General features: G+C 72.1%; 19 protein-coding genes and 1 pseudogene. 12 read left to right on the plus strand and 8 right to left on the minus strand.

The features are described from left to right. Nucleotides 1–65 precede the first annotated feature (65 nt). From CFP65_RS41570 to CFP65_RS35190, 3 genes are all read left to right on the plus strand, one after another. Nucleotides 66–1,532, plus strand: coding sequence for a family 16 glycosylhydrolase (locus CFP65_RS41570; protein ID WP_254552730.1), 1,467 nt, complete (start codon nucleotides 66–68; stop codon nucleotides 1,530–1,532). 207 nt (nucleotides 1,533–1,739) lie between these two features. Further along, nucleotides 1,740–2,267, plus strand: a complete 528-nt coding sequence (locus CFP65_RS35185) for a DUF11 domain-containing protein (RefSeq protein WP_158702520.1) — start codon at nucleotides 1,740–1,742, stop codon at nucleotides 2,265–2,267. Between the two features lie 13 nt (nucleotides 2,268–2,280). Beyond that, nucleotides 2,281–2,676 carry a cofilin family protein gene (locus CFP65_RS35190; RefSeq protein WP_104819973.1) on the plus strand — a complete coding sequence of 132 codons (396 nt, stop codon included), beginning with the start codon at nucleotides 2,281–2,283 and terminating at the stop codon, nucleotides 2,674–2,676. On the opposite strand, the gene CFP65_RS35195 is transcribed toward CFP65_RS35190, so the two are convergent. After that, nucleotides 2,648–4,081 carry a glycosyltransferase family 87 protein gene (locus CFP65_RS35195; RefSeq protein ID WP_104819974.1) on the minus strand — a complete coding sequence of 478 codons (1,434 nt, stop codon included), beginning with the start codon at nucleotides 4,079–4,081 and terminating at the stop codon, nucleotides 2,648–2,650. The genes CFP65_RS35190 and CFP65_RS35195 overlap by 29 nt on opposite strands. A 179-nt stretch (nucleotides 4,082–4,260) precedes the next feature. Here CFP65_RS35195 and CFP65_RS35200 point away from each other — a divergent pair, with 179 nt between their 5' ends. The 5 genes from CFP65_RS35200 to CFP65_RS35220 all read left to right on the plus strand — a co-directional run bounded on the left by CFP65_RS35200 (nucleotide 4,261) and on the right by CFP65_RS35220 (nucleotide 10,375). Then, the gene (locus tag CFP65_RS35200; RefSeq protein WP_254552732.1) at nucleotides 4,261–5,478 is read left to right on the plus strand and encodes a hypothetical protein; all 1,218 of its coding nucleotides are present in this window, start codon (nucleotides 4,261–4,263) and stop codon (nucleotides 5,476–5,478) included. A 99-nt stretch (nucleotides 5,479–5,577) separates the two neighbouring features. Next, nucleotides 5,578–6,561 carry a recombinase family protein gene (locus CFP65_RS35205; RefSeq protein WP_104819975.1) on the plus strand — a complete coding sequence of 328 codons (984 nt, stop codon included), beginning with the start codon at nucleotides 5,578–5,580 and terminating at the stop codon, nucleotides 6,559–6,561. After that, nucleotides 6,558–7,316: a DUF4239 domain-containing protein gene (locus CFP65_RS35210; RefSeq protein WP_104819976.1), complete on the plus strand. Its 759-nt coding sequence runs from the start codon at nucleotides 6,558–6,560 to the stop codon at nucleotides 7,314–7,316. The genes CFP65_RS35205 and CFP65_RS35210 overlap by 4 nt, the downstream gene beginning before the upstream one ends. 88 nt (nucleotides 7,317–7,404) lie before the next feature. Then, nucleotides 7,405–9,147 carry a SpoIIE family protein phosphatase gene (locus CFP65_RS35215; protein WP_158702521.1) on the plus strand — a complete coding sequence of 581 codons (1,743 nt, stop codon included), beginning with the start codon at nucleotides 7,405–7,407 and terminating at the stop codon, nucleotides 9,145–9,147. Nucleotides 9,148–9,262: 115 nt separating this feature from the next. Next, nucleotides 9,263–10,375 (plus strand): PP2C family protein-serine/threonine phosphatase, encoded by a 1,113-nt coding sequence (locus tag CFP65_RS35220; RefSeq protein WP_104819978.1) that lies wholly within the window; start codon nucleotides 9,263–9,265, stop codon nucleotides 10,373–10,375. A gap of 21 nt (nucleotides 10,376–10,396) precedes the next feature. On the opposite strand, the gene CFP65_RS39460 is transcribed toward CFP65_RS35220, so the two are convergent. Then, complete coding sequence (locus tag CFP65_RS39460) at nucleotides 10,397–10,960, minus strand: zinc ribbon domain-containing protein (RefSeq protein WP_158702522.1); 564 nt, start codon at nucleotides 10,958–10,960, stop codon at nucleotides 10,397–10,399. 145 nt (nucleotides 10,961–11,105) lie between these two features. Between CFP65_RS39460 and CFP65_RS39465 the strand changes: the two genes are divergently transcribed. Then, nucleotides 11,106–12,782 carry a hypothetical protein gene (locus tag CFP65_RS39465; protein WP_158702523.1) on the plus strand — a complete coding sequence of 559 codons (1,677 nt, stop codon included), beginning with the start codon at nucleotides 11,106–11,108 and terminating at the stop codon, nucleotides 12,780–12,782. A 138-nt stretch (nucleotides 12,783–12,920) separates the two neighbouring features. Continuing rightward, nucleotides 12,921–13,403 carry a hypothetical protein gene (locus CFP65_RS35235; RefSeq protein WP_104819980.1) on the plus strand — a complete coding sequence of 161 codons (483 nt, stop codon included), beginning with the start codon at nucleotides 12,921–12,923 and terminating at the stop codon, nucleotides 13,401–13,403. Nucleotides 13,404–13,423: 20 nt separating this feature from the next. Here the strand turns inward: CFP65_RS35235 and CFP65_RS35240 are convergent, their stop codons facing one another. Together CFP65_RS35240 and CFP65_RS35245 are read right to left on the minus strand one after the other, a co-directional pair. Next, entirely contained in the window at nucleotides 13,424–14,149 is a 726-nt protein-coding gene (locus tag CFP65_RS35240; protein ID WP_104819981.1) for a response regulator transcription factor, read from the minus strand. A 27-nt stretch (nucleotides 14,150–14,176) separates the two neighbouring features. After that, on the minus strand, nucleotides 14,177–15,865 hold the full coding sequence (locus tag CFP65_RS35245) for a sensor histidine kinase (protein ID WP_158702524.1): 1,689 nt from the start codon (nucleotides 15,863–15,865) through the stop codon (nucleotides 14,177–14,179). 785 nt (nucleotides 15,866–16,650) lie between these two features. Here CFP65_RS35245 and CFP65_RS35250 point away from each other — a divergent pair. Continuing rightward, the gene (locus CFP65_RS35250) at nucleotides 16,651–17,892 is read left to right on the plus strand and encodes a hypothetical protein (RefSeq protein ID WP_158702525.1); all 1,242 of its coding nucleotides are present in this window, start codon (nucleotides 16,651–16,653) and stop codon (nucleotides 17,890–17,892) included. A 349-nt stretch (nucleotides 17,893–18,241) separates the two neighbouring features. On the opposite strand, the gene CFP65_RS35255 is transcribed toward CFP65_RS35250, so the two are convergent. Continuing rightward, complete coding sequence (locus CFP65_RS35255) at nucleotides 18,242–18,658, minus strand: GNAT family N-acetyltransferase (protein ID WP_104819984.1); 417 nt, start codon at nucleotides 18,656–18,658, stop codon at nucleotides 18,242–18,244. A 588-nt stretch (nucleotides 18,659–19,246) separates the two neighbouring features. Here CFP65_RS35255 and CFP65_RS35260 point away from each other — a divergent pair. Further along, a complete protein-coding gene (locus CFP65_RS35260; RefSeq protein ID WP_104819985.1) occupies nucleotides 19,247–19,540 on the plus strand; it encodes a hypothetical protein in 294 nt (97 codons plus the stop codon). Between the two features lie 601 nt (nucleotides 19,541–20,141). Here the strand turns inward: CFP65_RS35260 and CFP65_RS35265 are convergent. From CFP65_RS35265 to CFP65_RS35275, 3 genes and pseudogenes are all read right to left on the minus strand, one after another. Next, nucleotides 20,142–20,747: an HhH-GPD-type base excision DNA repair protein gene (locus CFP65_RS35265; RefSeq protein ID WP_217368216.1), complete on the minus strand. Its 606-nt coding sequence runs from the start codon at nucleotides 20,745–20,747 to the stop codon at nucleotides 20,142–20,144. A 318-nt stretch (nucleotides 20,748–21,065) separates the two neighbouring features. Then, a pseudogene (locus tag CFP65_RS35270) lies at nucleotides 21,066–22,354 on the minus strand (beta-ketoacyl synthase). A gap of 30 nt (nucleotides 22,355–22,384) precedes the next feature. Beyond that, nucleotides 22,385–22,660, minus strand: a complete 276-nt coding sequence (locus CFP65_RS35275) for an acyl carrier protein (RefSeq protein ID WP_104819986.1) — start codon at nucleotides 22,658–22,660, stop codon at nucleotides 22,385–22,387. Nucleotides 22,661–23,091: the final 431 nt, after the last annotated feature.

Below are 23,091 nucleotides of genomic sequence, written 5' to 3' on the forward strand. Positions count from 1 at the left end.
GCACGGACACCCCGATCGGCTCCATGCGGTTGTGACATGCACAGGGCCTCATTAGCTTTCGAAGCGTGGTCAGAATCCTCCCCCGCACCGCCCGCGCCGGCGCTCTCGCCGCGGCCCTCCTCCTGGTGGCCGCCCCGGCGGCCCACGCGGCCCCGGCCGCCGCCCCCGCCGCCCCGGCGGCTCCGCCCACCGTGACGCAGCAATCGCTCACCCCCACCACCGCGCTGCCCGACACCCCGGTCGCGGCCCAGCTGGTGGTCAAGTCCTCGGCCTGCTTCACGGCCGCCGTGCTCGGTGTCGGCATCCGCGACGCGGCCGGCGCCAACCTCGACTTCCCCGGCAGCCTGACGAACCAGCAGATCTGCCCGCAGGGGGTGACGCTCACGACCGGCACCCGCTCGTTCAAGGCGGGCACGTACCGGATGTTCGGGTTCTACCAGGACCAGGCCGGTGCCTGGCGCAACCTGCCCGAGCAGATCCTCACCGTCGCCCCGCCGCCCCCGCCGCCCGTCCCGGTGGTGACCCTGGACCAGGTGTCGCCCGCCGACGCGGCCGCCGACACCCCCGTCGCGGCGCAGCTCACCCTGCACGCCTCCTCCTGCTTCACCGCGGCCGTGGTCGGGGTCGGCGTCCGGGACGCGGCCGACAACAACCTGGACTTCCCCGGCGGCGCGGCCAGCCAGCAGATCTGCCCGCAGGAGGTGACGGTCAAGACCGGCGCCCGGAGCTTCCCGGCGGGCACGTACCGGATGTTCGGGTTCTACCAGGACCAGGCCGGCGCCTGGCACAACCTGCCCGAGCGGGCCTTCACCGTCACCCCGGCCTCCGCGCCCGACCCCACCGCGCCGGTGCCCGGCAAGAAGCTGGTCTGGCGGGACGAGTTCGACGGCCCGATCACCGCGGTCAAGTGGAACCAGAGCATCAGCAGCGCCTACCGGTACGGCAACTACAACCCCGACGACGACAAGCTGGACCGGATCGACCCGAACGGCGTCTCGGTGGCCGACGGGGTGGCCACCTTCACCGCGCGGCGCAGTGACTTCACCCTGCCCAGCGGCCGCAAGGCCTGGGACACCGGCCTGATCACCACCGAGAACACGGTGGAGAAGTTCATGGTGAAGACCGGTGACTACGCCGAGACGCGGGTGCGGATGCCCAAGGAGCTCGGCGCCTGGCCGGCGCTGTGGACCTGGCACAAGGGCGCCAACGAGATCGACTCCTTCGAGTACCACCCCGACAACCCGCACCTGCTGGAGCTGACCAACCACGTCCGTCCCGCGCAGAAGTACTGGCCGGACCTGACGGCGGTGAAGCCGGGGGAGTGGGTGACCATCGGCACCCACTACCTCGCGGACTCGGTGGACTGGTACGTCAACGGGGTGCGGGTCTTCGAGGACAAGAAGGGTGTCGGTGCCAACTGGACCGCGTACCTGATCCTCAACCTCTCGCTCTGCTCCGGCGACTTCCACCCGGCGCCCAGCGGCACCGGCCCGATCAGCTTCGCCTCGGATTATGTCCGGGTTTACCGCTGAGTGCCTGTATAAATGCCTCAGACAAGACATGGGCGGTCAAATCCCCTGAAATTAGTCACTTATTCGGGGGATTAACTCGGATAGCGTGCCGCCGTGCTGACACCTACCTAGGACGACGTCATGCCGTTGAGTTCCGCAGTGATTCCCCTCGCGCTCGCCCTCGGGGCGGTCGGGCCGGCCGTGGTCCCTGCCGATCAGCCGTATCCCGTGCCCGTACCGGTCGTCGTGGCCGTCCACCGCGACACCGCGTCACCCCAGGAGGGGGAGAAGGTCACCTACCGGATCGACATCACCAACCGCACCGCGATCGACTACCCCGCCGCGGTGATCGCCCAGCGGATGCCCGGCGGAATGCGGGCCGTCTCCGTCTCGGACGGCGGCACCGCCCAGGGCAAGGAGGTGAGCTGGGGCGTGCACCTGGCGCCCAGCGCCACCGTGCACCGCCGACTGACCGCGGTGATGGGGAAGCAGGACAGGTCGGCCCAGGCCCGATCGAGCCAGGACGCGGTCGAGGCCGCAGCGGAGCTCTCGACCACCACCTGCTTCCGTCCGGACACCGAAGCCCGGCCGATGGGCTGCGGCACCGACCAGTTCGCCCGCGCGGAGGGCTCGGGCTCCGGATCGCTCTGGATCGGCGCGGCCGGCGGTGCCCTGGCCCTGGCCGCCGGGGCCGTCGGGGGCTACCTGCTGCTGCGCAGGCGCGGCACCGGCGGCGTGACCCCCGCGACCGGCTGAGGGGCGGAGAACCGTGCACCCGAAGGTCGACGACAGCGCCCTGGGCGCCTTCATGGCAGTGCAGGCCGACGAAGTCGGCCATGCGGTCTTCCGCCTCAGCGAGGACTGGAGCAGGATTCTCGTCGAGGCCACGGGCGGTGGCGCCGTCCGCCGGCTCGCGCGCAGCCTGCCGCTGACGAGCCCGCGGTTCATCGCCGTCAAAGTCCCGCACGGCGCCGGGGCGGGAGCCCGGAGTCGGCTCCTGTTCCTCACCTGGAACCCGGTCGGCGCCTCGGTGCGGGACAGGCTGCTGGCGACCTGCATCCGGGACCGGGTACGCATGCAGCTCTACGGCGTGGAGGGGCACTTCGAGGTGACGGACCAGGAGCAGCTGGTGGTGCTCACCGAGATGGAGACACCGGGACCGTGAGCGGTTCGGCGGGCTCGGTCTGCTCGGTGGCCCGGGCCGGCCGGGGGCGGCCGAGGACGAAGTGGTCGGGGGCTCCGTCGAGGACGCCGCCCGACGGGTCGTCACTGCCGTCCCGGCGCACCGGGTCCTGTGCGGGGCGGAGGATGTCGCGGACCACCATCGCGCAGAGGTAGAGCGTGCCCAGCAGGTGGAGCGCGATCGCGAGGTGGTACTGGTCCTGGTCGAGGCCGGGCAGGCTGCCGTCGATGGCGTGGGCCAGGTAGGACCAGATGCCGAGGAAGTGCAGTGCTTCGCAGGCCTGCCAGATCAGGAAGTCCCGCCAGCGCGGGCGGGCCAGTGCGGCCAGTGGGATCAGCCAGAGCACGTACTGCGGCGAGTAGACCTTGTTGGTGAGCACGAAGGCGGCCACCACCAGGAAGGCCAGCTGGGCGAAGCGCGGGCGGCGCGGGGCGGCCAGCGCGAGCCAGCCGATGGCCAGGCAGCTGAGCACCAGCAGTGCACCGATCCAGGTGTTGAGGGTGCTCAGCTGCTCGTTCCGGCTCTGCATCAGGATCAGCCAGAAGGAGCCGTAGTCCTCCTTGCGGGTCTGGCTGAAGGTGTAGAAGGTGGCCCACCCCTGCCAGTTGGCGTACATCACCGGGAGGTTGACCGTCAGCCAGGCCACCGCCGCGCCCCCGGCCGCCGCGCGGAACTCACGGCGGCGGCCGGCCCGCCAGCAGAGCACCAGCAGCGGGCCGAGCAGCAGCACCGGGTAGAGCTTGGCGGCGGTGGCCAGGCCGATGAACACGCCCGCCCCCGCCGGGCGGGAGGAGGACCAGTAGGCCATCGCCACGGCGGTCAGTGCCACGGCGAGCAGGTCCCAGTTGACGGTCGAATCCAGCGCCAGGCAGGGTGCCAGGGCGAACAGCAAGGCATCCCAGGGCCGGCGGCGGTGCGTCCTGGCCAGGGCCGCTACCACCACCGCCGCGCAGACCAGCAGCAGCCCGGCGTTGACCAGCCAGAACCACTGCTCCCGGCTCTGGCTGGTGCCGGTGAGCGGGGTGAGCCAGGTGGCCACCTGCATGAAGAGCCCGATGAGCACCGGGTACTCCAGGTACTGCATCGCGGGGGAGGGGTTCGGCAACCGGTCCAGGTACGGGTGGGAGCCCGCCGCGAGACCCCTGGCGGTGAACAGGTGCGGGATGTCGCTGTAGCAGGCGTGGGTGTACTGCTCGGTGGCGCCGTGGAACCAGTCGCCCTGGTAGCAGGGGAGCTTGGCTGCCAGGCCGAGGGCGTAGGTCACCACGAGCGCCAGGGCCAGGAGCGGGGCCGGTGCGGCGCTGAGCCGAGAGCGCCAGGCGGGGAGGGTGGGAAGGGGCGCACGCCGGGTGGATGCCCCCGGATCACTCACTGTCATGCGGCACATGATGGTGCACCAGGTCGGGCCGGGCGGGGGAGGCGGGGGATCCGGGCGGCGTGTTTCCCCGACTCCCTCTAATGGCTCTGCGTAATCAGCCGACCACGAACAGGCGTGGTCTGATGATTCCACCCACCACCGCATGGTCGGCGGTACCCACCCCGACAGCTGGATTCGAGAGGTAACCCATGCCCCCTAACGCCCGAAGCGGTGCCGTCGCCCGGCGCTTCGTCCGTCGGTGCGCCGTTGCTGGTGCAGCGACCACCGTTCTGGCCGCTCAACTGCTGGCCGGTCCGGCCGCCGACGCCCGGGGGCCGGGGCCGTACGGCCCGATCAAGACCCGGGCGACGACCATCGCCAGCAACCCGATCCCGTTCACCACCCGGTACGAAGCGGACATGCACGGCTCGATCACCAGGATCAGCAACAGCCTGATGACCTGTGACGAGACCAAGGCCCCGCTCGACCCGAAGCTGCCGAAGTGCGAGGACGCCCGGACGGGCGCCGGCAGCACGATCCTGCGCAACAACGACTACCCGATGAAGTACATCAACATCGACCCGGGCAGCACCGGCCCGATGGGCGACCCGATCTACTCGGCCAGCTCCGCCGACCTCGGGCTGATCGACGGCTCCACCGTCAAGTACGCCCGGCTGTACTGGGGCGGCACCCGCGGCATCGGCGACACCGTGCTGCCGGAGAGCCAGATCGACGAGGTCTACCTGAAGGTGCCGGGCGAGACGCAGTACCGCAACATCGCCAACGACCAGCCCTCGATCGGCTACATCACCACCGACGACGAGAGCAGCTACCAGGCCTCGGCCGACATCACCGACCTGGTCAAGCAGAGCGGCAACGGCACCTACACCGTGGCCGACATGGACTCGGTGGTGAAGCCGCACAGCTGGGGCGGCTGGTCGATCGTGGTCGCGTACCAGAACGACTGCAAGCCCTACCGCCACATCCACCTGTGGGACGGCTTCCAGGTCGAGCTGCCGTACAGCAAGCCGCACGAGTTCGACCTGACGGGCCTCGAGACCCCGAAGAACCAGGCCGACGTGCACGGCAAGCTCGGCTTCGTGGTCTACGACGGTGACCTGCGCTGGTACGGCGACACGCTGTCGATCAAGAGCACCAACGGCCCGCTGACGCCGTTCACGGACGTCAACCACGTGGCGAACGACGCGTTCAACTCCACCATCGAGGAGCTGACCCCGTCCGACCAGTTCGCCCGCAACCCCTACAACCGGAACAACTTCGGTTACGACTCCAACCGCTGGGACATCTCGCCGTTCCTGCGCTCCGGGGACACCGACATCAAGGTGAGCTTCGACACCCAGGGTGACGGCTACGACCTCGGCGTCTTCTACGCCTACGTCAACCTGGACGACTCGATCGACGGCTGATCAGCCCTCGACCGACGCCGCCCCACCCGGCACCGGGTGGGGCGGCGCACGCGTCTGGCCGACTGGTAGGTGGCCCGTGCGGCCCGACAGGAGAACGACATGACTCGGTTGTACGGCTTCGCCGACCACACCGGACAGAGCCTCTTGGAGGCGGAAGCAACCGCGTTGCGGAAGACCACGGCCGTGGCACTCACCGGGCTGCCGAGCCGTCCGCTGGTGAGCTGGATGAACGGCGAGGGCTACCGAACCACCCGGGGAGGGCTCTGGTCGGTCGGGACGCTCTGCAGACTCCTGGCCAATCCGACCATCGCCGGCCTCGAGTTCGAGGCCGGCGTCCTGGTCCCGAACGGCCGGCCTGGGATCATCACTCCCGACCAGTACCGTCTGCTCCAGTCGAGGCGCCGCGACCGCCTCCAGTCCGAGCGTCGCCACGCGGTCGAGGCCGAGAGCCTCCTCGGTCTGGGACTCCTCAGGTGCGGCATCAGCCTCGCTCCGCTGACCGCCTCCGTGGAGCACGGTGCGGAGGGGGCTTCGTACGGCTGTCCGCACGAGCGGATCCGCGGCGGTGCGGCCTGCCGGCCCGTCAGGACTCCGGTGGACGTGGCAGACCGGGCTCTCGCCGAGTGCGGCCGCCGGCACCTCGCCGCACCGGGTGGCGTCGAGCACGTCCTGCTGCTCCAGCAGGGGGTGCTGGCTGACTGGGTAGCCGTCCGCAGTCGGCTGTCCGATCTCAGACAGGCTGCCGCCCTGCCGGCCCGGGCGCTCGCCGCAGGAGGGATGACGGCCGAGGAGTACCGCCGGCAGACGGAAGTGCTGAACGAGCAGTTGCGGTCCGAGCTGCTGCTGGAGGCAGAGCTGGTAGGGCCGGCGAATTGCAGTCGGGCGTCCGTCGAGCTGATGGCGGTGGACTGGCATGCGTCGTCGGTCGCGGATCGACGAGCTGTGCTCCGGCTGCTGTTCACTCACGTCGACGTACTCCCGTCCGGTGACGGGGCGGCCGGCGGCGACGGATCGACCCGGATCCTCGCGCACGGCCGGGCGGTGGATCCCTTCGCGTCCGCCAGGGCAGGGGTGCGCGCATGAGCTGGACGGACCTGGCCATCCTGACCGGCAGTCTGCTGCTCGTGACGCTGACCCTGCACGTGCTGCAGCGCGTCAGCCCCTCGGGCGTGCGGATGTCGTACAACGACGTGGCCGGCTTCATCTTCGCGGTGGTCGGGGTCCTCTACGCCGTGCTGCTGGCCTTCGTGGTGATCGTGGTCTGGCAGAGCTCCGAGACCGCCAAGGACACCACGTTCAAGGAATCGAACGCACTGGCCGGAGTGTACTGGATGTCCCGTCAGATGCCGCTGCCGCAGGGCGCGGTGCTGGAGGGCCTGACGGTCTCGTACGCCCACGCGGTGATCGACACCGAGTGGCCCTTGATGCGGGACCATCAGAGCTCTCCCTCCGCCACGGCCCTGCTCTACCAGATGCGTGACACGGCGCTGGGGTTCCAGCCCGCCGACCAGCGGCAGTCCGTGCTGTACGACCACCTGGTCACCAACATGGACGAGCTGGCCGGCCAGCGCCGGGCCAGGCTGAACGAGATCACCGACGTGGTGCCGCCGCTGCTCTGGGCGGCGCTGATCATCGGTGCCGTGATCACGATCGGCTTCACCTTCCTGTTCGGGCTCTCCAACACCTGGGTGCACGTGGTCATGGTGCTCAGCCTGACGGCCCTGGTCTGCCTCTCCCTGATCACCATCCGCAACATGAGCTACCCCTTCGACGGGGTGAGCCCGGTCGAGCCCACCGCTTTCCAGGTGTTCCTGTCCCGGTTGCCCCCGGCGCGCTGAGCCGGGGCCCGGCTGCCTGGCAGGAGGAGATCTTCGGTGTGACGATCGGTGCATGGTCGACTCCGGGGCAAGGAAGCCTCCCTCGGTGATGTTCACCGAGACCCAGGCGAATGAGGCGATGGACCTCCTCGCCAAGGCGGTGGCCGACGGGTCGCTGCCCGAGCGCGGGGCCGCGCTGGCCGCGGACTACCGGCTGGCGCGGCAGGTGCTGGACCGTGCGAGTGTGGGCATCGCCGTGTTCGACTCGGCGCTGCGGTACCGCTACGTGAACCAGGCGTTGTCGGTGGTGAACGGGGTGGCGGTGGCCGATCACCTGGGCCGGCGGATCGTCGAGATCGTGCCGGGCATCAACGTGGACGAGGCCGAAGGGGCGCTGCGGGAGGTGCTGGCGGACGGACGGCCCCGGTCGATCACGGTCGAGGGTACGACGGGTTCGGGCCGCCCCGGTCGGCTGAGGTGGTGGCACAACGCGTACCACCGGGTCGAGGGAGAGGCCGGGGCTGCGGCCGTGGCGGCGATGGTGGTGGAGATCACCGAGGACCGGCGGATCATGCGCGCACTGCACCGGGCCCGATCCCGGCTCGCGCTCCTCGACCAGGCCGCCACCAGGATCGGCACCACCCTGGACGTGCAGAAGACCTGCGAGGAGATGGCCCACCTGCTGGTCCCCGGCCTCGCCGATCTGGTCATCGTCGACATGCTCGACCTGGAGCGGCTGCCCGCCCCGGCCGGCCCGGTGCGGCTGCGAAGGCTGGCCCTGAGCGCCGTGCCGGCGCTGCGGGAAGTGGGCGCCGTCTTCGGTGCGCAGGGGGCGGTGGTCGAGGCGCAGCCGTTCTCGGGCGTGTGGCGGTGCCTGGACGAGCAGCGCCCGGTGGTGTCCAACTTCCCCGACGACGGAGAGCTGCGCGGCCTGGCCCGAGGCGCCGAGCACGTCGGGAGGTTCAGGGAGCTCGGCATGCACTCGGTCTGTTACCTCCCGCTGACGGCCGGTGCGGAAGCCATCGGGGCGGTGCTGTTGGTCCGTGCGCACGGCACCACGAGTTTCACCGACCGGGACGTCGCACTGGCCGGCGAGCTGGTCGCCCGGGCGGCAGGCGCCATCGGCAACGCCCAGCGCTACACCGAGCAGCGGGACGCGGCGATGCTGTTGCAGCGCGCGCTGCTGTCCACCCGCACCGTGCCGCACCCGGACGTGGAGTGCGTCGGCCGGTACCTCCCGTCCGGCTCCGGCGCCGAGGTGGGCGGCGACTGGTTCGACAGCATCGCGCTGCCCGACGGCACCACCATGCTGGTGGTCGGCGACGTGATGGGCCACGGGCTGGACGCCGCGGCATCCATGGCGGAGTACCGGTCGACGGTGCGGACACTGGCGTTCCAGCAGTTGCCGCCGGAGGAGGTGCTGGGCCAGGCCGATCGCGCGGCGCAGATCCTGGAACTGGAACGGATGGCCACCTGTCTGGTGGCCGTGCTCGACCCCCGGGATGGGACGGCCGTGTGCGGATCGGCCGGGCACCTGCCGCCGCTGGTCGTCACCGGTCGGGGCGAGAACGTCCTGCTCGACCTCCCGGTGGGCGCGCCGTTGGGCGCCGGGGCGGGCCCGTACACGAGCCGGCGGGTGGAGTTGCCGGCGAATTCGGCTTTCCTGCTCTACACCGACGGTCTGGTGGAGCGGCGTGGGGAGGACATCGAGGACCGCCTGAACGCCCTGGCCGCCCTGCCCCTGGACGCTCGCGCCCCGCTGGACCGTCTGCTCGACACGGTGCTCTCGCGACTGGCGACCGAGGACGTCGAGGACGACGTGGCCCTATTGGTCGCGCGGGGCCGGCGGTGACCGGATCCGCTCTCGATCACCCGGTGAGCGCGCCCGGCTCGCGGAACGGGCGGGACCCGTGAGACCAATGGGGCATGGACGGAGAAGACCCCTCCAGCCGGTGTGAGGCTGCTGCGTGAGCGGGGCCGCGTCGCGCCTCGGGCCCGTGCTGCGGGCGGTGTGGCCGCTGAGGGTGCCGCTGCTGATCCTGCTCGTGATCACCGCGGTAGACCTGGCGACCGGACAGGACACGATCTTCTACCCCTTCCTGATCCTCTGCCCGGCCCTGGCCACGCTCTCCGCCACTCCCCGGGGCGTGATCGTGCTCGGCGCGCTCTGCCTGCCCGCCCGCTACCTGCTCTCGCGGTACGACCACGACGAAGAGCCGATGACCTCCACGGTCTTCGTGATCAACACCGTGGTGTTCGTGGCGGCGATCGGGCTCTGTGCGTACCAGGCCGCAGTGCGGATCCGGCGCGAGAACACCCTCGCGGACGTGACCTCGGTCGCCCTCGCGGCGCAGGAGGCCCTGTTGCCCGCCCTGCCGCAGACGGTGGGTGCCGTGCGGATCAGCATGCGGTACTTCGCTGCGGCGGCCGAGGCGCGGATCGGCGGCGACCTGTACGCGGCGATGGACACCGAGTTCGGCACCCGCGTCCTCATCGGGGACGTTTGCGGCAAGGGGCTGGGTGCCGTCCGCACCGCCTCGATCGTCCTCGGCGCCTTCCGGGAGGCGGCTCTGGACCACAAGGGCCTGGACGCGGTGGCCCGGCAGGCCGACGCCAGCGTCGCCCGGTTCAGCGACACCGGGGACTTCGTCACGGCGCTGCTGGTCGAGGTCCACCCCACTCACCTGAACCTTCTGCACCGCGGCCATGTCGCGCCGATCGTGGTCGGGCCCTCCGGTGTCCGGGATCTCGACCCGCCCGCTCCGGGCCTGCCGCTGGGTCTGGGCCACCTCGCCGGCGAGGCGGAGGGTCACTGGACGGTCACGTTCGACCAGGGGGAGGTGCTCGTGCTGGTCACCGACGGCGTGCTGGAGGCCCGGGACGCGCGGGGGGAGTTCTACCCCCTGCACGACCGGCTCGACGTCCTCATGCGACGCTCGGCCTCCGGGCGGCCCTGGAGCCAGGCCGAGCTGGACCGCGCCGCCGACCGGATCGGCGCCGACCTGCTCGGCCACGGCCATGGCAAGGGACGGGAGGACGATGCCGTCGTGCTGCTGGTCACCCGCTACCTGCCGGACTGAGGGGGAGGTCCGTCGCCCGGGTCACCGAACCTGGTGACGGGGGGTCAGGAGGACCTGTGGACCCGGGGGGACGGCGGCCGGCAGGACGGCCATCTCCTCGAAGAGGAGGACCAGGGCCGCGCGATGGTGCCAGGGCGGCAGCTCCGGCCAGCTCCGGGGCGGTTGCCACCAGCCGACCGGGGGGAGCAGAGCGAGGGTGCTCAGTCGGCGGGCCTGGCGATCGGTCTCGGCTTCCTCGACTGCCGGCTGATGCTCCGGGCTCTCCATGGCCCAGAAGTCGAGGGTGGCGCGGTGCGCGTCCAACACCGCCTGGGTCGTGGCGAGCAGCCCGTGGCGGGCGGCGTAGAGCTCCTCGGCCGCCGCCAGCACGTGGCGGTTCACGACCGGGGCCGCCACCCGCACGGCGCCGCACCCCGGCGGGCCGTCGGTGGCCTCCGTCCGGCAGATGTACTCCGCCGCCGTGCCGGGCGGGTGCGGTGCTCCGGTCAGGAAATTGCCGCACGCACCGCAGATCGCGAGGCCTCCTAGCAGGGCGAGCGCTTCGCAGCGCGCCGTTGTGCAGGGGGAGGCGTCTGGGCAGGACATGGGACTCCTCGTCGGGCGCCGGGCGGGTCCAGCCCGGGTACCCCGAGGGAACCACAGCCCGGCGGCCCCAGCCGAGTTGCGGCCGTTCTCACAGCGTGACATTTCTGTATGCAGATCATGTACGTTCTGTGATGAAGGAGTTTCCGTGACAGTTGTCCGTCCCGCCCGCAGCCGTCGCTCGGCCGCCGTGGCTGCCGCCGTCCTCGTCGCCTCCGGCCTGCCGCTGGCACTGACGGTGGGTGAGGCCCGCGCCGCCGACGCCGGGTGCACCACCTCGGGCACCACCATCGAGTGCCCCAACGGCATCCCCATCGGTGCCACCCTGGACGCCAGTGCCGCCACGACGGTCACCATCACCGGATCGGTCCTCGGCCGCCTGGTCAGCACGTCCGCAGGAGTGCAGACCATCACGGTCAAGGCCGCCGCCGGCCCCGGCATCGGCGCTGCCGACAGTGCGGGCAACGGCACCGTCAGTCTCCACGGCAGCGACATCAGCCTCGACGTGACGGGTGGGACGGGTCGTAGCGGCAGTGACGGCAATCTCGACATCACCGGCAGCAAGGTCAGCCTGACGGGTGGTCCGAGCGCTCAGGGCGGGAGCGGCGCCAAGGCCGGCGACGGCAACCACGGCACGATCACCGGCTCCGGCCGGGTCACCCTCACGGGTGGGGCGGGCACGGCCGGTGGCACCGGCAGCGACGGCTCGGGGCTGCTCGACCAGAACGGCCATGCCGGTGGGGTCGGTGGCTTCGGCGGGGCCGGCAACAGCGGGCAGGTCACGGCCGACTCCGTCCTCGCGACCGGTGGGAGCGGTGGTACGGGTGGCGATGGGGGCCACTACTACAAGATCAAAGGTCTGCTGAAGTTCGAGTTCGGCAACGGTGGTGCCGGGGGTGCAGGCGGCGACGGCGGGGCCGGGAACGGTGGGCAGCTCACCGCCACCAGCGTCACCTCGACCGGCGGGGCCGGCGGCACCGGGGGCTTCGCCGGGACCGGCAACTACGGCGGGCGGGGCGGCACGGGCGGCGGGGGCGGGGCGGGCAACACCGGGTCGGTCACCGTCAGTACCGGTGCGGTCGCCCTCACCGGCGGCGCCGGTGGGAGCGCCGGGGCGGGGAACGAGGGTGGCACCCGAGGCGGGGACGGCGGGAGCGGTGGCGTCGGCGGAGCGGGCAACAGCGGGAAGGTGACGGCCGAGCAGACCTCCGCCACCGCCAGCGGCGGCAACGGCGGCCCCGGCGGGCTCGGCGGTAGCGGCAACTACTACACCCCGACCCCGGGCGGTCCCGGCGGCGGGGGTGGTGCCGGTGGCAGCGGCAATCTGGCGGGCGGCACCGTCGCGGCCGCGGTCGCCGGCGCCGGCGGGGGCAGCGGGGGCAACGGCGGGGCCGGCGGGAAGGGCTCGGGTTCGACCGGGACCGCCCGGGGCGGCTCCGGTGGCATCGGCGGCCCCGGGAACGGCGGCACCGTGACGGGGACCGCCGATGTCGAGAACGCCCTCACCGTCGCGGGCGGCGTCGGCGGCCGGGCCGCCGACGGATTCTCCACCGCCGACGGGGGTGCGGCCAACGGCTCTTCGGGCACGGTGACCTCCGGCGCCATCAACAGCCGTAACTCCTCCCAGGTCAACCGCATCGTGTCCAACGGTGACAACAACGGCCTGCTCCAGGCCGGCCACGGCTACGCGCCGGTCGCCAACACCATCACGGTCAACGGGAACAACACCAGCGCCCGTGGCCGGGGCATCAACGGAGGGCCCGACTTCGCCATCTGCGAGGTAACGGGAACTCAGGGCAACAAGACCAACTGCCTGGCTCCATGAGGCTCGTACCCTCCGGTGCGGCGTGAGCCCTGCCTCCCGCCGCCGGCGCAGCAGCCGTACACCACGGGTGCTGCGCCGTTCAGGGGCCACCACGGTCCGGAAGCGCTGCCGGGCCACCGTCCGTTCGTTGAGCCAGACATGACGATCCACTCGTTCCCTACCGCGACCGCCGGCGGCCACGTCCTCGGACCGAGCGCAGCCATCGACCTCGCCCTGGCTGTCCTCGACCAGGACGGCCCCGCAGCCGCTGCCGTCATCCGCCGACTGCGCGCCACCGCCCAACCCGACCGCCAGGCCCACCAGTGCGAACAGCGGCTGAACCAGATGCTCGCCACCGCACTGGGCAGAGCCGGCGTCCGCCCGGCCGACGTCGAGGGCACCATGCCCACGGACCCCCTGGCCGACTGCACCGCGCTACTCCTGGACCTCATTCAGTACCCCGTCGAGACCGAGTACGCGGTCGCCGCCCTCGTCCACGGCGACCTCGGTCCGCTGCGCCGCCTCCACGGCACGCCCGGTCTCCTCGCCCGGGCGGTCACGGCGGTCGGTCTCGGCCTGGTCGTCCAGTCGCCGACCCGGTTGCGCCGCAGACTGATCGCCGAACGTTCCTTCCTCGGCTGACGCGGCCTCGGTCGGTCGGCTCAGCGCGGGGTCAGACCCGCCTGCGCGGCCAGCAGCGCGGCCTTGACCCGGCTGTCCGAACCGGTGCGCTCCAGCACCGTGTCCACCAGTTCCTTCACGGTGTCCGGGCCCGCGCCCAGGCGGAGGCAGATCTCCAGGTTGGGCATGCCCTCGCCGAGCATCGCCAGCACCTGCCGCTCGCGCTCGTCCAGCGCGGCCACCCGCTGCTCGGGGGAGAGCGGGCCCGGCGCGGCCGCCGCGGCGGCGGGTTCGGTGGCGGCCAGCATGCGCTTGACGACCATGCCGGTGACGGCGGGGGAGAGGACGGCGTCACCGGCCGCCGCCGCCCGGATCGCGGTGATGATCTCCTGCGGGCTGTCGTCCTTGAGGAGGAAGCCGGTGGCGCCCGATGCCAGGGCCCGGGTGACGTTGGCCTCGTCGCCGAAGGTGGTCAGCATGACCACCGCCAGGTGCGGGTCCAGCGCCAGCAGCGGGCCGATGGCGGCCAGGCCGTCCAGGACCGGCATCCGGATGTCCACCAGTGCCACGTCCACTTCGGTGCGCGCGGCGAGTTCGAGGGCCTCGGCCCCATCCGCGGCCTCCGCCACCACCTCCACGCCCTCGGCCTGCCGCAGGATCAGCCGCACGCCCGCGCGGATGCTCTCCTCGTCGTCGGCCAACAGGACCCGGATGGGTGGCGCGGTAGGGCCGGACTCGACCGGAACACCCTCTTCGTCAGCGGTCACGGTGCCTCCGGGCGTTGCCGCGGCTCCTCAACGGGCCAGCGGAGTGGTGAAGTCGGCGATGTCCGTCAGGGAGTCGCCGTCGAAGCAGTACCGGGTAATCATCAGCCGGTCCTGCGCATCGGTCGTGGAGGTGTAGGGGTACACGCAGTGGGTTGACTCGGTTGGTCGAGCGGGCTCCCTGCCCTCCGCCGCCGAGCGGACCGCAGGGCTGTCCGGGCCCACCACCGCGACGAGCGCGTTCGTCGACATGCCCAGGTGAACCACCCGCTGGGGTGGCGGCCCGGCGTAGATCTCGCTGTGCTGCAGCACCGTCAGCCCCGCCAGCAGCGTGGCCCCGAGCCCGGCGAGCCCCAGGAGCGCCGACACCCCGACGGCCAGCCGGCTGCGGGCCGCCTCCACACCGGCCGGCAGTCCGGCGTCCGCCGGAGCCAGGCGGACGGCGAGATCCTCGCCCGCCTGCCCGCCCGAGGCCACGGGACCGCCGGGGCCGGGAGCTGTCGGGATCTTTGCCAGCACCCGGTACCCGCCGTCGGCCGTCGGCCCTGCGGCGAACCTCCCGTCGAGCAGGGAGATCCGTTCGCCCAGCCCGGCCAGGCCGCGTCCGGTGCCCAGGCCGGTGGTCGCTGCGGGCGGGGTCGGCGGCGGCCCGTTGCACACCTCCACCAAGACCGAGGCCTCGCCGACCCGTACGGCCACCGCGACCTCGGTCAGCGCTGCGTACCGGTGCACGTTGGTCAGGGCCTCGCGCACGACCCGGTTGACCGCGCGTCGTACGGAGGGCTGCACCCCGCTCAGGTCGCCGCCCTCCCAGGCGAGCCGGACGCCGACCCCCGCTGCCCGCGACTCCTGGACCAGCGCTTCGATGTCGGGACGGGTACCGGTGGCGTCGGTGAGCACGTCGGTACCGGTGTCACGGCGCAACGGGCCCAGGACGCCGAGGACTTGCCGCAGCTCCTCCATGGCGTCCCGGCCCGCGCGGCGCACTTGGCCGGCCTCCTCGGCCAGGTCCGGCGCGGCGGAGGTGAGCGCCAGCTCCAGGCCGCCCGCGTGCAGCGCGATCAGGCTGAGCCGGTGACCGACCAGGTCGTGCATCTCGGCCGCGATCCGCGAACGCTCCGCCGTCCGTGATTCGCTCTCCACCGACTGCCGGGCTTGCTCGGCCACGGCGGTCCGTTCCCGCAGGGCGCGTACCAGCCGGTCCTGCTGCCCGGCCACCGTGCCGACCAGCCCGGGGACGACCACCCCGACAAGCGAGACCAGGAGCCCGACCTGCACGGCGTACTGCCACCGGCCACCCTGCCAGCCCTCCCGGTAGGCCACACTGACGGCGACCGGCAGCAGCGCGCAGCCGAGCACCGCGAGGTCGCGGGCCCGGGGGCGCTCGCCGCGGCGCGCGGTGCCGAAGGCGATCAGTGCACAGAGCATCGCCAGCGCGGGCGTGAGCCCGAGCAGCAGCGACATGCCCGCCAGTGCCGTCTTCGGGTACCAGTGCCTGGCGGCCACCAGCCCCAGCGCGGTGAGCGTCAGCCCGGTGATCCACTGGTGGCTGAGAGTGCCACGGAACCCCGAGCTGCTCAGCACCGAGAAGGTGACCAGCACGACCAGACCGGCCGACACCACTTCGGCCAGCAGCAGTGGTGCGGACGCCTTACGACTGCGAGTGCCTGCCGCGCGTTCAGGCGGAGGGGTGACGGGAAGAGCGGAGCCGACGCGCATGCTGCCGATTGTCGCCCTGGGCCGAGCCGACACCGGTGGACCTCGCCGCCCTTGGACCGGGAACCCAGCCGATGGCCTACGTCGCACAGGGGCCGGCCCGAGTGCCATGCGGGTCCTGGCGCATGCAGGGTGGGCCGGGGGAACGAAGGCTCGGGGTCGCTCCCGCTGCCGGCGGCGTTGACCCTGGCAGCCGTCACCGTGCGCTCCTCGGCCGCCCCGGACCCGGCGGCCGCCGCGCACCGCACTCCGACCGGGACATCCGCAGCGGACACCGGGGCGGGCGTACCCGGTCGACCGACCGCGCGTGCTGCGCTCGGCGGACGTCGCCTGGAGATCTCGCAGCGGTCCGGTCGCAACTGTGCGATCCGGCGCGGGTCGTGCAGAAGAGCCCGGAGACCATGCTGCTGAAGGGGGGTGCCGCCGGCGCCGCCGACCCCGCCCGCACCGACCCCACCTGCACCGGTGCAGGTGCCGAACCCGCCGGCTCCGAAGCCGTCCCTTCTCCCCGAGCGTGCGGCGTCGGGCTCGGGGCCCGAGCTGGCTCGCACCGGTGCGTCCGTACCGCTCGTCAGCTCCTTCCTGCCGGCCGGCTCGGCCGTGGCGGCCGACGGCCTGCTGACGGTCAGGACCCGGCGCAGGCTTCGCGGCCAGGAATCGGCCACCCTGGTGCCCTATGACCGTCGAGCCGCCCAGGCGGCCCGCCGGGATGCCGTAGGAGTGAGGCCACTCCGACGGCGGCATGTCGCAGCCCTTACGATCAGTCCGGATTCCATACGGTCGCCCTCATGGGACTCGCAACCATGGCCTCAGGAGTCGGGATCGCCGCCGCACTGCTGCTCAGCGGTACGCTCCCCGCCCATGCCGACACGCCTCCCCCGAACACCCTGGCGGCGCGGTCATGCGGGCCGGAGGCCGCCGCAGCCGTTCCCGCCGCAGCCGGCCCGTGCGTCGACGGCCCCGGCGGGCCGACCACCACCGACCAGCTCACCGTCTCCGGGCAGACCCTGGGGGGAACCGGCGGCCCCTTCACCACGATCCTCACCCAACCGGACGGGCAGACCGTGGGGCTCGGGGCGTTGACCACCACTCAGCAGGGCACTCCGGGCCCCATCGGCACCTTCGGCAACGGCCCGACCGGCTTCTCCACCCTGACCGAGTACTTCCCCGCGCCCGACGGCACCGGCACCTGGGCCGCGACCGGCGCCCTGTGCAACGGCGTGCCCGCACCCATGGCCGTCACCGAGAAGGTCGGCGCCTCCTTCACGGTCGGTCTCACCGCAGCGGCCCGGGTGGACTGCGTGATCACCAACGCCTGGACCCCAGCTCCCCACATCGACCTCAGCACGACGACGTTCGGCGGGATCGGCGAGGTCACCTTCACCGTGCGGCCCGTGGGCTCCGCCGAGGCGGCCCGGACTCGGACCACCACCGCGACCACCAGCAGAGCCGGCCTCCCGGCAGTCGCTCCGGTGGTCACCGATCTGCCCCTGGGGCAGTACGCCATCACCCAGCGGCACGGCGCCGTCGCCACGGGCACCTGGAGCCCCACCCATGTCGTCTGCGACGGTTCCGACCAACCCATCGAAGATGCACCCGTCATTGTCGACATCACTGCACAACACCCGGTTGTGGCGTGCCGTTTCAGCGCGACCCTCGTTGCCCCTGACCTGCCTCCGCAGCCGACGGCCACCCCGGCCGCAGACCGCCGACCAGTGCCGCCGAGTACTCCGCACCCGCACGCAGCCCACCCCGACCGCACCGGGAACCTCTCGCCACTGCTCGTCATCTCCTCGGTCATGGTCGCCGTGCTCCTCCTCGGCACCGCCGTGCTCCTCACAGCGGCCCGCCAGCGTCCTCGACGGCGGGCGGAGGACTGTTCACGGCCCGTCGCCGAGGGGACCGTTCAAGGCCTGTTCGAACCGGCGGGCCGGGTCTTCCCCCAGGGTGGGGGGATCGCGGCTTCATGCGGTGAGGGTGATCTCGAGCACGCCGAGCCCAGCGCTCCGTCCGGCCTTCGCCGCCGGTGATACCGGTGCGGTGTGAGCGGTGTGGCCAGCCGCAGTTGTCGATGCCGACCTCGACCGGGAACTCCACCGAGAAGGCGGTCGGGCCGACGGCGTCGACCTCGGTGGCGGGATCCTGGTCGACACCCACCGTTCCGGGGGCCTGGACATCGTTCCCGTCCGGGATGTAGACGCACACCAGCGCGCCGCTCGTCGCCGCGTGCGCGGCCGGGGCCGAACCGGCTTCGAGGACGAACCGGCCTTGGGAGGACCCGCCTGACGTGCGGTTCTCGGCATCCGCCCACGTGGTGCCGTCGTACGTACCGCCATGACCCAGATCACGTACGGCCGTTCGAGGGATCCTTGCGTCCCTCTACAGCTGATCGAATGTCCAGGTGAGTACCACCTGTCCCGGTTCCGGGACGCCGCCGGCGCGGCGGTACGTCGCCAGTGCCGCCGCGTTCTCCTCGTCCGTGATCGTCCACACGCCGTAGCAGCCCCGTTCACGTGACAGGGCCGCGAGCGCCGACACCAGGGCCCGGCCGATGCCACGTTCACGGAACGACTCGTCCACGCCCAGCTCGTACAGGAACATCTCGGTTCCCTTGTCCGGATGGGTCATCTCGACGCCGGTGACCATCCCCGCCGGGATGCCCTCCAGGTAGGCGATCAGGAGGTGATGGCCCTCGTCCGCCAGGAACCGCTCGGTGGCCTCCCGCCCTGGGGCGGTGTCGAAGAGGTGTCCGGCAGCGTTGACCGCCTCAACCTGAGTGGCACGACGGATCTCCATCCAAGGATCCTGACACGCACCGGCCTTGGAGGTCGGCCATTTTTTCGCGGAGTGATCCCGACGCCGAATCCAGCGCCACGGCCTTCGGAACACCACCGCTCTGGCCACCGCTGCGCCGCCCCGTCGGCCGCCCGAGGCGGGCAGCGCTACCGCCGCCTCTGCCCGGACTTGCTCCTTGAGCGGAGAGGGTGACTCCCACCGGGACTGCGCACCGTCCGGCAGCCCCCATGGCCCGGGCACCGGCGGTCGGCCCGGCACAAGGCAGACGCCGCCGCTGCGCCGTCGGGCTCGTGACTGGGTCCCGACCAACCTGTTCCTCCGGTACCAGGCCCCGGCCGGCACCGGTGACGACTGCCCGCCCGACCACGGCGGCCACCAGGCCGCGGCGCCGGCCGGCCCCGGGGCACCGAAACCTTCCGGCCGCACCCGCTCCGCCATGGCCCGGAGGTGCCCTCTTGACCCCTCGGGCGGCTCCCGGACCGGGTATGCGGCCACCTGGCCCATCCGCCGGGCGGTACCCGGAGCGGGCTGTCTAGCGTGACGGGAGAGGGCGGAACCCCCCGCCCACGACAGAAAGTGAGCTCGACGATGAGCAAGCTTGTTGCCCGTGCCCTCGCCGGCGCCGCGCTCGCGGCCGGGATCCTCGCCGTCCCCGCGGCCGGTGCGGCCTTCGCCGCCCCGATCGACCGGGGCGGCGTCACCGAGGAGTACAGCCACCAGGTCACGGCTACCGCCGGGGACGTGAGCTACAGCGAGAGCGAGATGTACTCCTACACCAGCGACGGCTGGTCCAACGGCTACCAGGAGCACGGCCACCTCGGCTACGGCCCGTACCGCTACTACGGCGGCGGACTGCTCGGGCTCGGCCTGATCATCCTCTGACAGCCACCGCACCAGCGAACAGCTGACGGTGGCGGGGCCCCGTGCGAAGGAGCCCCGCCCGCGCGCACCAACCCCTGAGGTGACGGGTGCGCACACCGCTTCTTCGGCCCACCTGTCAGCGCGGACTGCCCATGCTCCCGTTCTTCACCCATTCGGCCGCAGTCACCGGCGGCTAGCGCCAGCACCAGCACCGCACACAGACACCCGAGGACACAAGGCGCCGCCCGCAGGCGACGGCCTCCCAGCGCTTTCCCAGGGCCCGGCAGCCGACCGCCGGGCAACGCACCGCCCCGTACGGCCCCTCGTCGGGCCCGTTGCGCCCATCCCGCCCCGTGCTCGGCGGTCTACACGGGCTGACCTGGTGTGAGCTTCACCCGGTGGGATTGCCGGGTATCGAGCGCGACGTACGTCATCACCACCTGCTCTTCGCCGTCGGAGCCGGCTCCACGGGTTCTGGCGGCTCCGTGTTCCCCGTCGGACCGGGGATGGTGTGTTCGGTGTCGTGGGGGCGGAGAGCATCCGGACGGCGGCGGGGCGGTTCTCTTCTACCGCACGGGCCGTCCCCACCCCGTACGACGGTTGACGTGCCGCGCGGTTCCTGTCAGCGCGGCGCGGGGGTGGTCTTCCCGGTGGTCAGTCGCGCGAGTTGCCGGTGGGCGTCGATGCGCTTCAGCGCGGCGGGGCCGGTGACGTCCGCGAGCGACAGGTGCGTGCCCTCCGTTCCGTAGGCGCCGGCCGCCTCCCGCCAGCCGTCGGGCTCGACGCCGAACCGCTTGCCGAGCACCGCGACGCACATCTGCGACTTCTGGCGGCCGAAGCCGGGCAGGAACATGAGCCGGCGCAGGAGGTCCGCGCCGGTGCCTGCCGTGCGCCACAGCGCTTCGGGTTCGCCGCCGTAGTTGGCCACCAGAGCTTTGCAGAGGTTCTGGACCCGCTTGGCCATGATGGCGCCGTGGCAGTGCACGGCGGGTGCCGCGGTGAACAGGGCCGCGAGTTCGGTGATGTCGTGGTCGGCGATCGTACGGGTGTCCAGCCGTGCCGTGCCCATGCGCCGGGCGATGGAGTGCGGTGCGGCCAGTGCGGCCCCGATCGGCACGTGTTCGTCGAGAAGCACACTGACGAGCACGGCCAGCGTCCCGGTGCGGGGCACCCGGCGGGCCCCGGCCGCTGGCCGGGGGGAGACAGGGGCATTCAGCAACGCCAGCACGGGCCCTCCTCGTCACTACCGGTCGGACAGCGACCAGTGTGACTGGTACCGGACAATCCAGACATCATCGACGCGCCGCCGGAGCACCGAGGCCACTCCGGGTGGGACCGGAGTGGCTACCGGCCGAGGCCACCTCCGGCGACGTGGCGGCGGCCGGGACGGCGAGCGCCTCCAGAGCTGTCCGCAGCGGCCGCATCGCCGGGTCCGGCACCACCGGCGCGTCGGCGGCCGTCTCGGCGGGCCGGCCCGTCTCGGTCGTGGTCGACTTCGCGGATCCGGGTTCTTGTCGCTGCGGGTGAACTGGCCGTAAGAGGTGGGTCAGGTCGCCGAGCCGGGTGGGCCGGGGAGGGTCCGCAGGACCAGGGCCACATTGTGGCCGCCGAAGCCGAAGCTGTTGCAGAGTGCGGCCGTGGGGCGTGGTGGCAGCGGGCGGGGTGAGCCGGTGACGACGTCGAGGCCGATCATCGGGTCGGGGTGGTCGAGGTTGCGGGTCGGCGGCACCAGGCGGTGGTGGAGTGCCAGTGCGGTGACGGCGGTCTCGATCGATCCGGCCGCGCCGAGCGCGTGCCCGAGGCCGGCCTTGGGGGCGAAGACGGGGATCTCGGCGGCGTGAGCCCCGAGGGCCCGGATGAGAGCCTGTGCCTCGGCGCGGTCTCCGAGCGGGGTCGAGGTCGCGTGGGCCTTGACCAGGCCGAGGCCGCTCGGGCGGATGGCGGAGTCGGCGAGGGCGGCGGTGATGGCGGCGGCCGCGCCGGTGGACCGCGGGTCGGGTTGGGCGATGTGGTGGCTGTCGTTGGTGATCCCGGCGCCGGCGAGCTCGCAGTACGCCCGCGCACCGCGCATCGTGGCGTGCTCGGCGGACTCCAGGACGGCCATGGCGGCGCCTTCGGCCATGACGAAGCCATCGCGTTCGAGGTCGAAGGGACGGCAGGCACGGTCCGGCTCGTCGTTGCGGCGGGACAGCGCGCCCATCCGTACGAAGCCGGCGACGATCAGGGGTGGATCGCCGCCTCGGTCCCGCCGGCCAGGACGACGTCCGCCATGCCGGTGCGGATCAGGGTGAGACCGTGGGCCAGCGCCTCCGCGCCGGACGCGCAGGCGCTGGAGAGGACCTGGACGCGCGAGCGGGCCCGGAGGAACAGGCCCACCTGCGCTGCCGCGTGGTTGGGGAGGATCATCGGGATCGATCGGGGCGGGACGCCGTCGTGGCCCTTGTCCAGCAGGGCGTCGTAGTGGGCGGTGAGGCTGAGGACGCTCCCGATCCCGACGCCGAGTACGGCGGCGACGCGTTCGGGCGGAGGGGACGCTCCGGCGCTCCCCGGTGCGGGGAGGCCCGCGTCGCGCCAGGCCTCCTGGGTGGCGATGAGCGCGAGCTGGGACGAGCGGTCGTTGCGCGCGAGCTGGGCGGGAGACAGCCGGGTGGCCGGGTCGGCTGCCACCGGGGCGGCGAGGCGGACGGGGAGCGGCTGTCCGCCCGGGGTGCCGAGGTCGCTGTGGCGGATGCCGGAGCGGCCCTCCAGCAGAGCCGTCCAGGTGGTCGGCAGGTCGCCGCCGAGAGACGTGGTGGCTCCCAGGCCGGTGATGACGACTGTTCGAGGCGAGGTCACGGCGGGTTCCGTGCTCCGTGCCGGCCGGCGTCAGCCGGTGGCGCCGGCGTCAGCACCGTCGCCGGTGGCCGCGGCCAGGTAGTCGATGGCCTGCTGGACGGTGGTCAGGCGTGCCCCGTCCTCCTCGGGGATCTTGATCTTCCAGCGCTCCTCGATGGCGACGAGGATTTCCAGTTTCGCGATCGAGTCGATGTCCAGGTCGTCCTTGAACGTGCAGTCCGGGCGGATGGAGGAGAGGTCCACCTCCTCCACCGTGCGGTCGATCAGGGCGGCCAGTTCCTCGAAGATCTGCTGCTTCGTCTGCATGGGGGCACCTCAGGTCCTGGGAACGGCGAGCGTGCCGGCGGACGCCGGCTGTCCGTGTCGTGCCGTGCCTCCGCACAGCGGGAATCGGCGGCGACCGGAGCATTGCCATCGATTAGTAGCACGCCCGGAAAGCTCCGAACAATGGCCGGTGGAAAACTTTCCGCATTATCATGAAGAATGGTCCGACAATATTCAATATGGACATCCCTTGGGTATGGCCGGGCATTGACACGTACGTGCATTCCGCGTAGAACGGGATGGGGGCGACTCGCTGACCTGCTGATTCCCGGGCTTCCTGACGAGCCACTGCGGCACGTGCCCTCGGAGTGTGTCGGCCGCAAGGGCGGCATGGCTGCCTTTGCCCCTTTTCTCTTCGGCTTTCCGACCGATATCGGAGGTCCGCCATGGGCCGAATGCCAACACCATGCGAT

This window comes from Kitasatospora sp. MMS16-BH015 (assembly GCF_002943525.1).
Classification (GTDB): domain Bacteria; phylum Actinomycetota; class Actinomycetes; order Streptomycetales; family Streptomycetaceae; genus Kitasatospora.

Coding starts and splice junctions, on each gene's coding strand:
- CFP65_RS35260 (WP_104819985.1), top strand. CDS start 19,247: ATGAGCAAGCTTGTTGCCCGTGCCCTCGCCGGCGCCGCGCTCGCGGCC.
- CFP65_RS35205 (WP_104819975.1), top strand. CDS start 5,578: ATGACTCGGTTGTACGGCTTCGCCGACCACACCGGACAGAGCCTCTTG.
- CFP65_RS35200 (WP_254552732.1), top strand. CDS start 4,261: ATGCCCCCTAACGCCCGAAGCGGTGCCGTCGCCCGGCGCTTCGTCCGT.
- CFP65_RS35245 (WP_158702524.1), bottom strand. CDS start 15,865: ATGCGCGTCGGCTCCGCTCTTCCCGTCACCCCTCCGCCTGAACGCGCG.
- CFP65_RS35250 (WP_158702525.1), top strand. CDS start 16,651: ATGGGACTCGCAACCATGGCCTCAGGAGTCGGGATCGCCGCCGCACTG.
- CFP65_RS35255 (WP_104819984.1), bottom strand. CDS start 18,658: ATGGAGATCCGTCGTGCCACTCAGGTTGAGGCGGTCAACGCTGCCGGA.
- CFP65_RS35235 (WP_104819980.1), top strand. CDS start 12,921: ATGACGATCCACTCGTTCCCTACCGCGACCGCCGGCGGCCACGTCCTC.
- CFP65_RS35215 (WP_158702521.1), top strand. CDS start 7,405: ATGTTCACCGAGACCCAGGCGAATGAGGCGATGGACCTCCTCGCCAAG.
- CFP65_RS35195 (WP_104819974.1), bottom strand. CDS start 4,081: ATGTGCCGCATGACAGTGAGTGATCCGGGGGCATCCACCCGGCGTGCG.
- CFP65_RS35210 (WP_104819976.1), top strand. CDS start 6,558: ATGAGCTGGACGGACCTGGCCATCCTGACCGGCAGTCTGCTGCTCGTG.
- CFP65_RS39460 (WP_158702522.1), bottom strand. CDS start 10,960: ATGTCCTGCCCAGACGCCTCCCCCTGCACAACGGCGCGCTGCGAAGCG.
- CFP65_RS35275 (WP_104819986.1), bottom strand. CDS start 22,660: ATGCAGACGAAGCAGCAGATCTTCGAGGAACTGGCCGCCCTGATCGAC.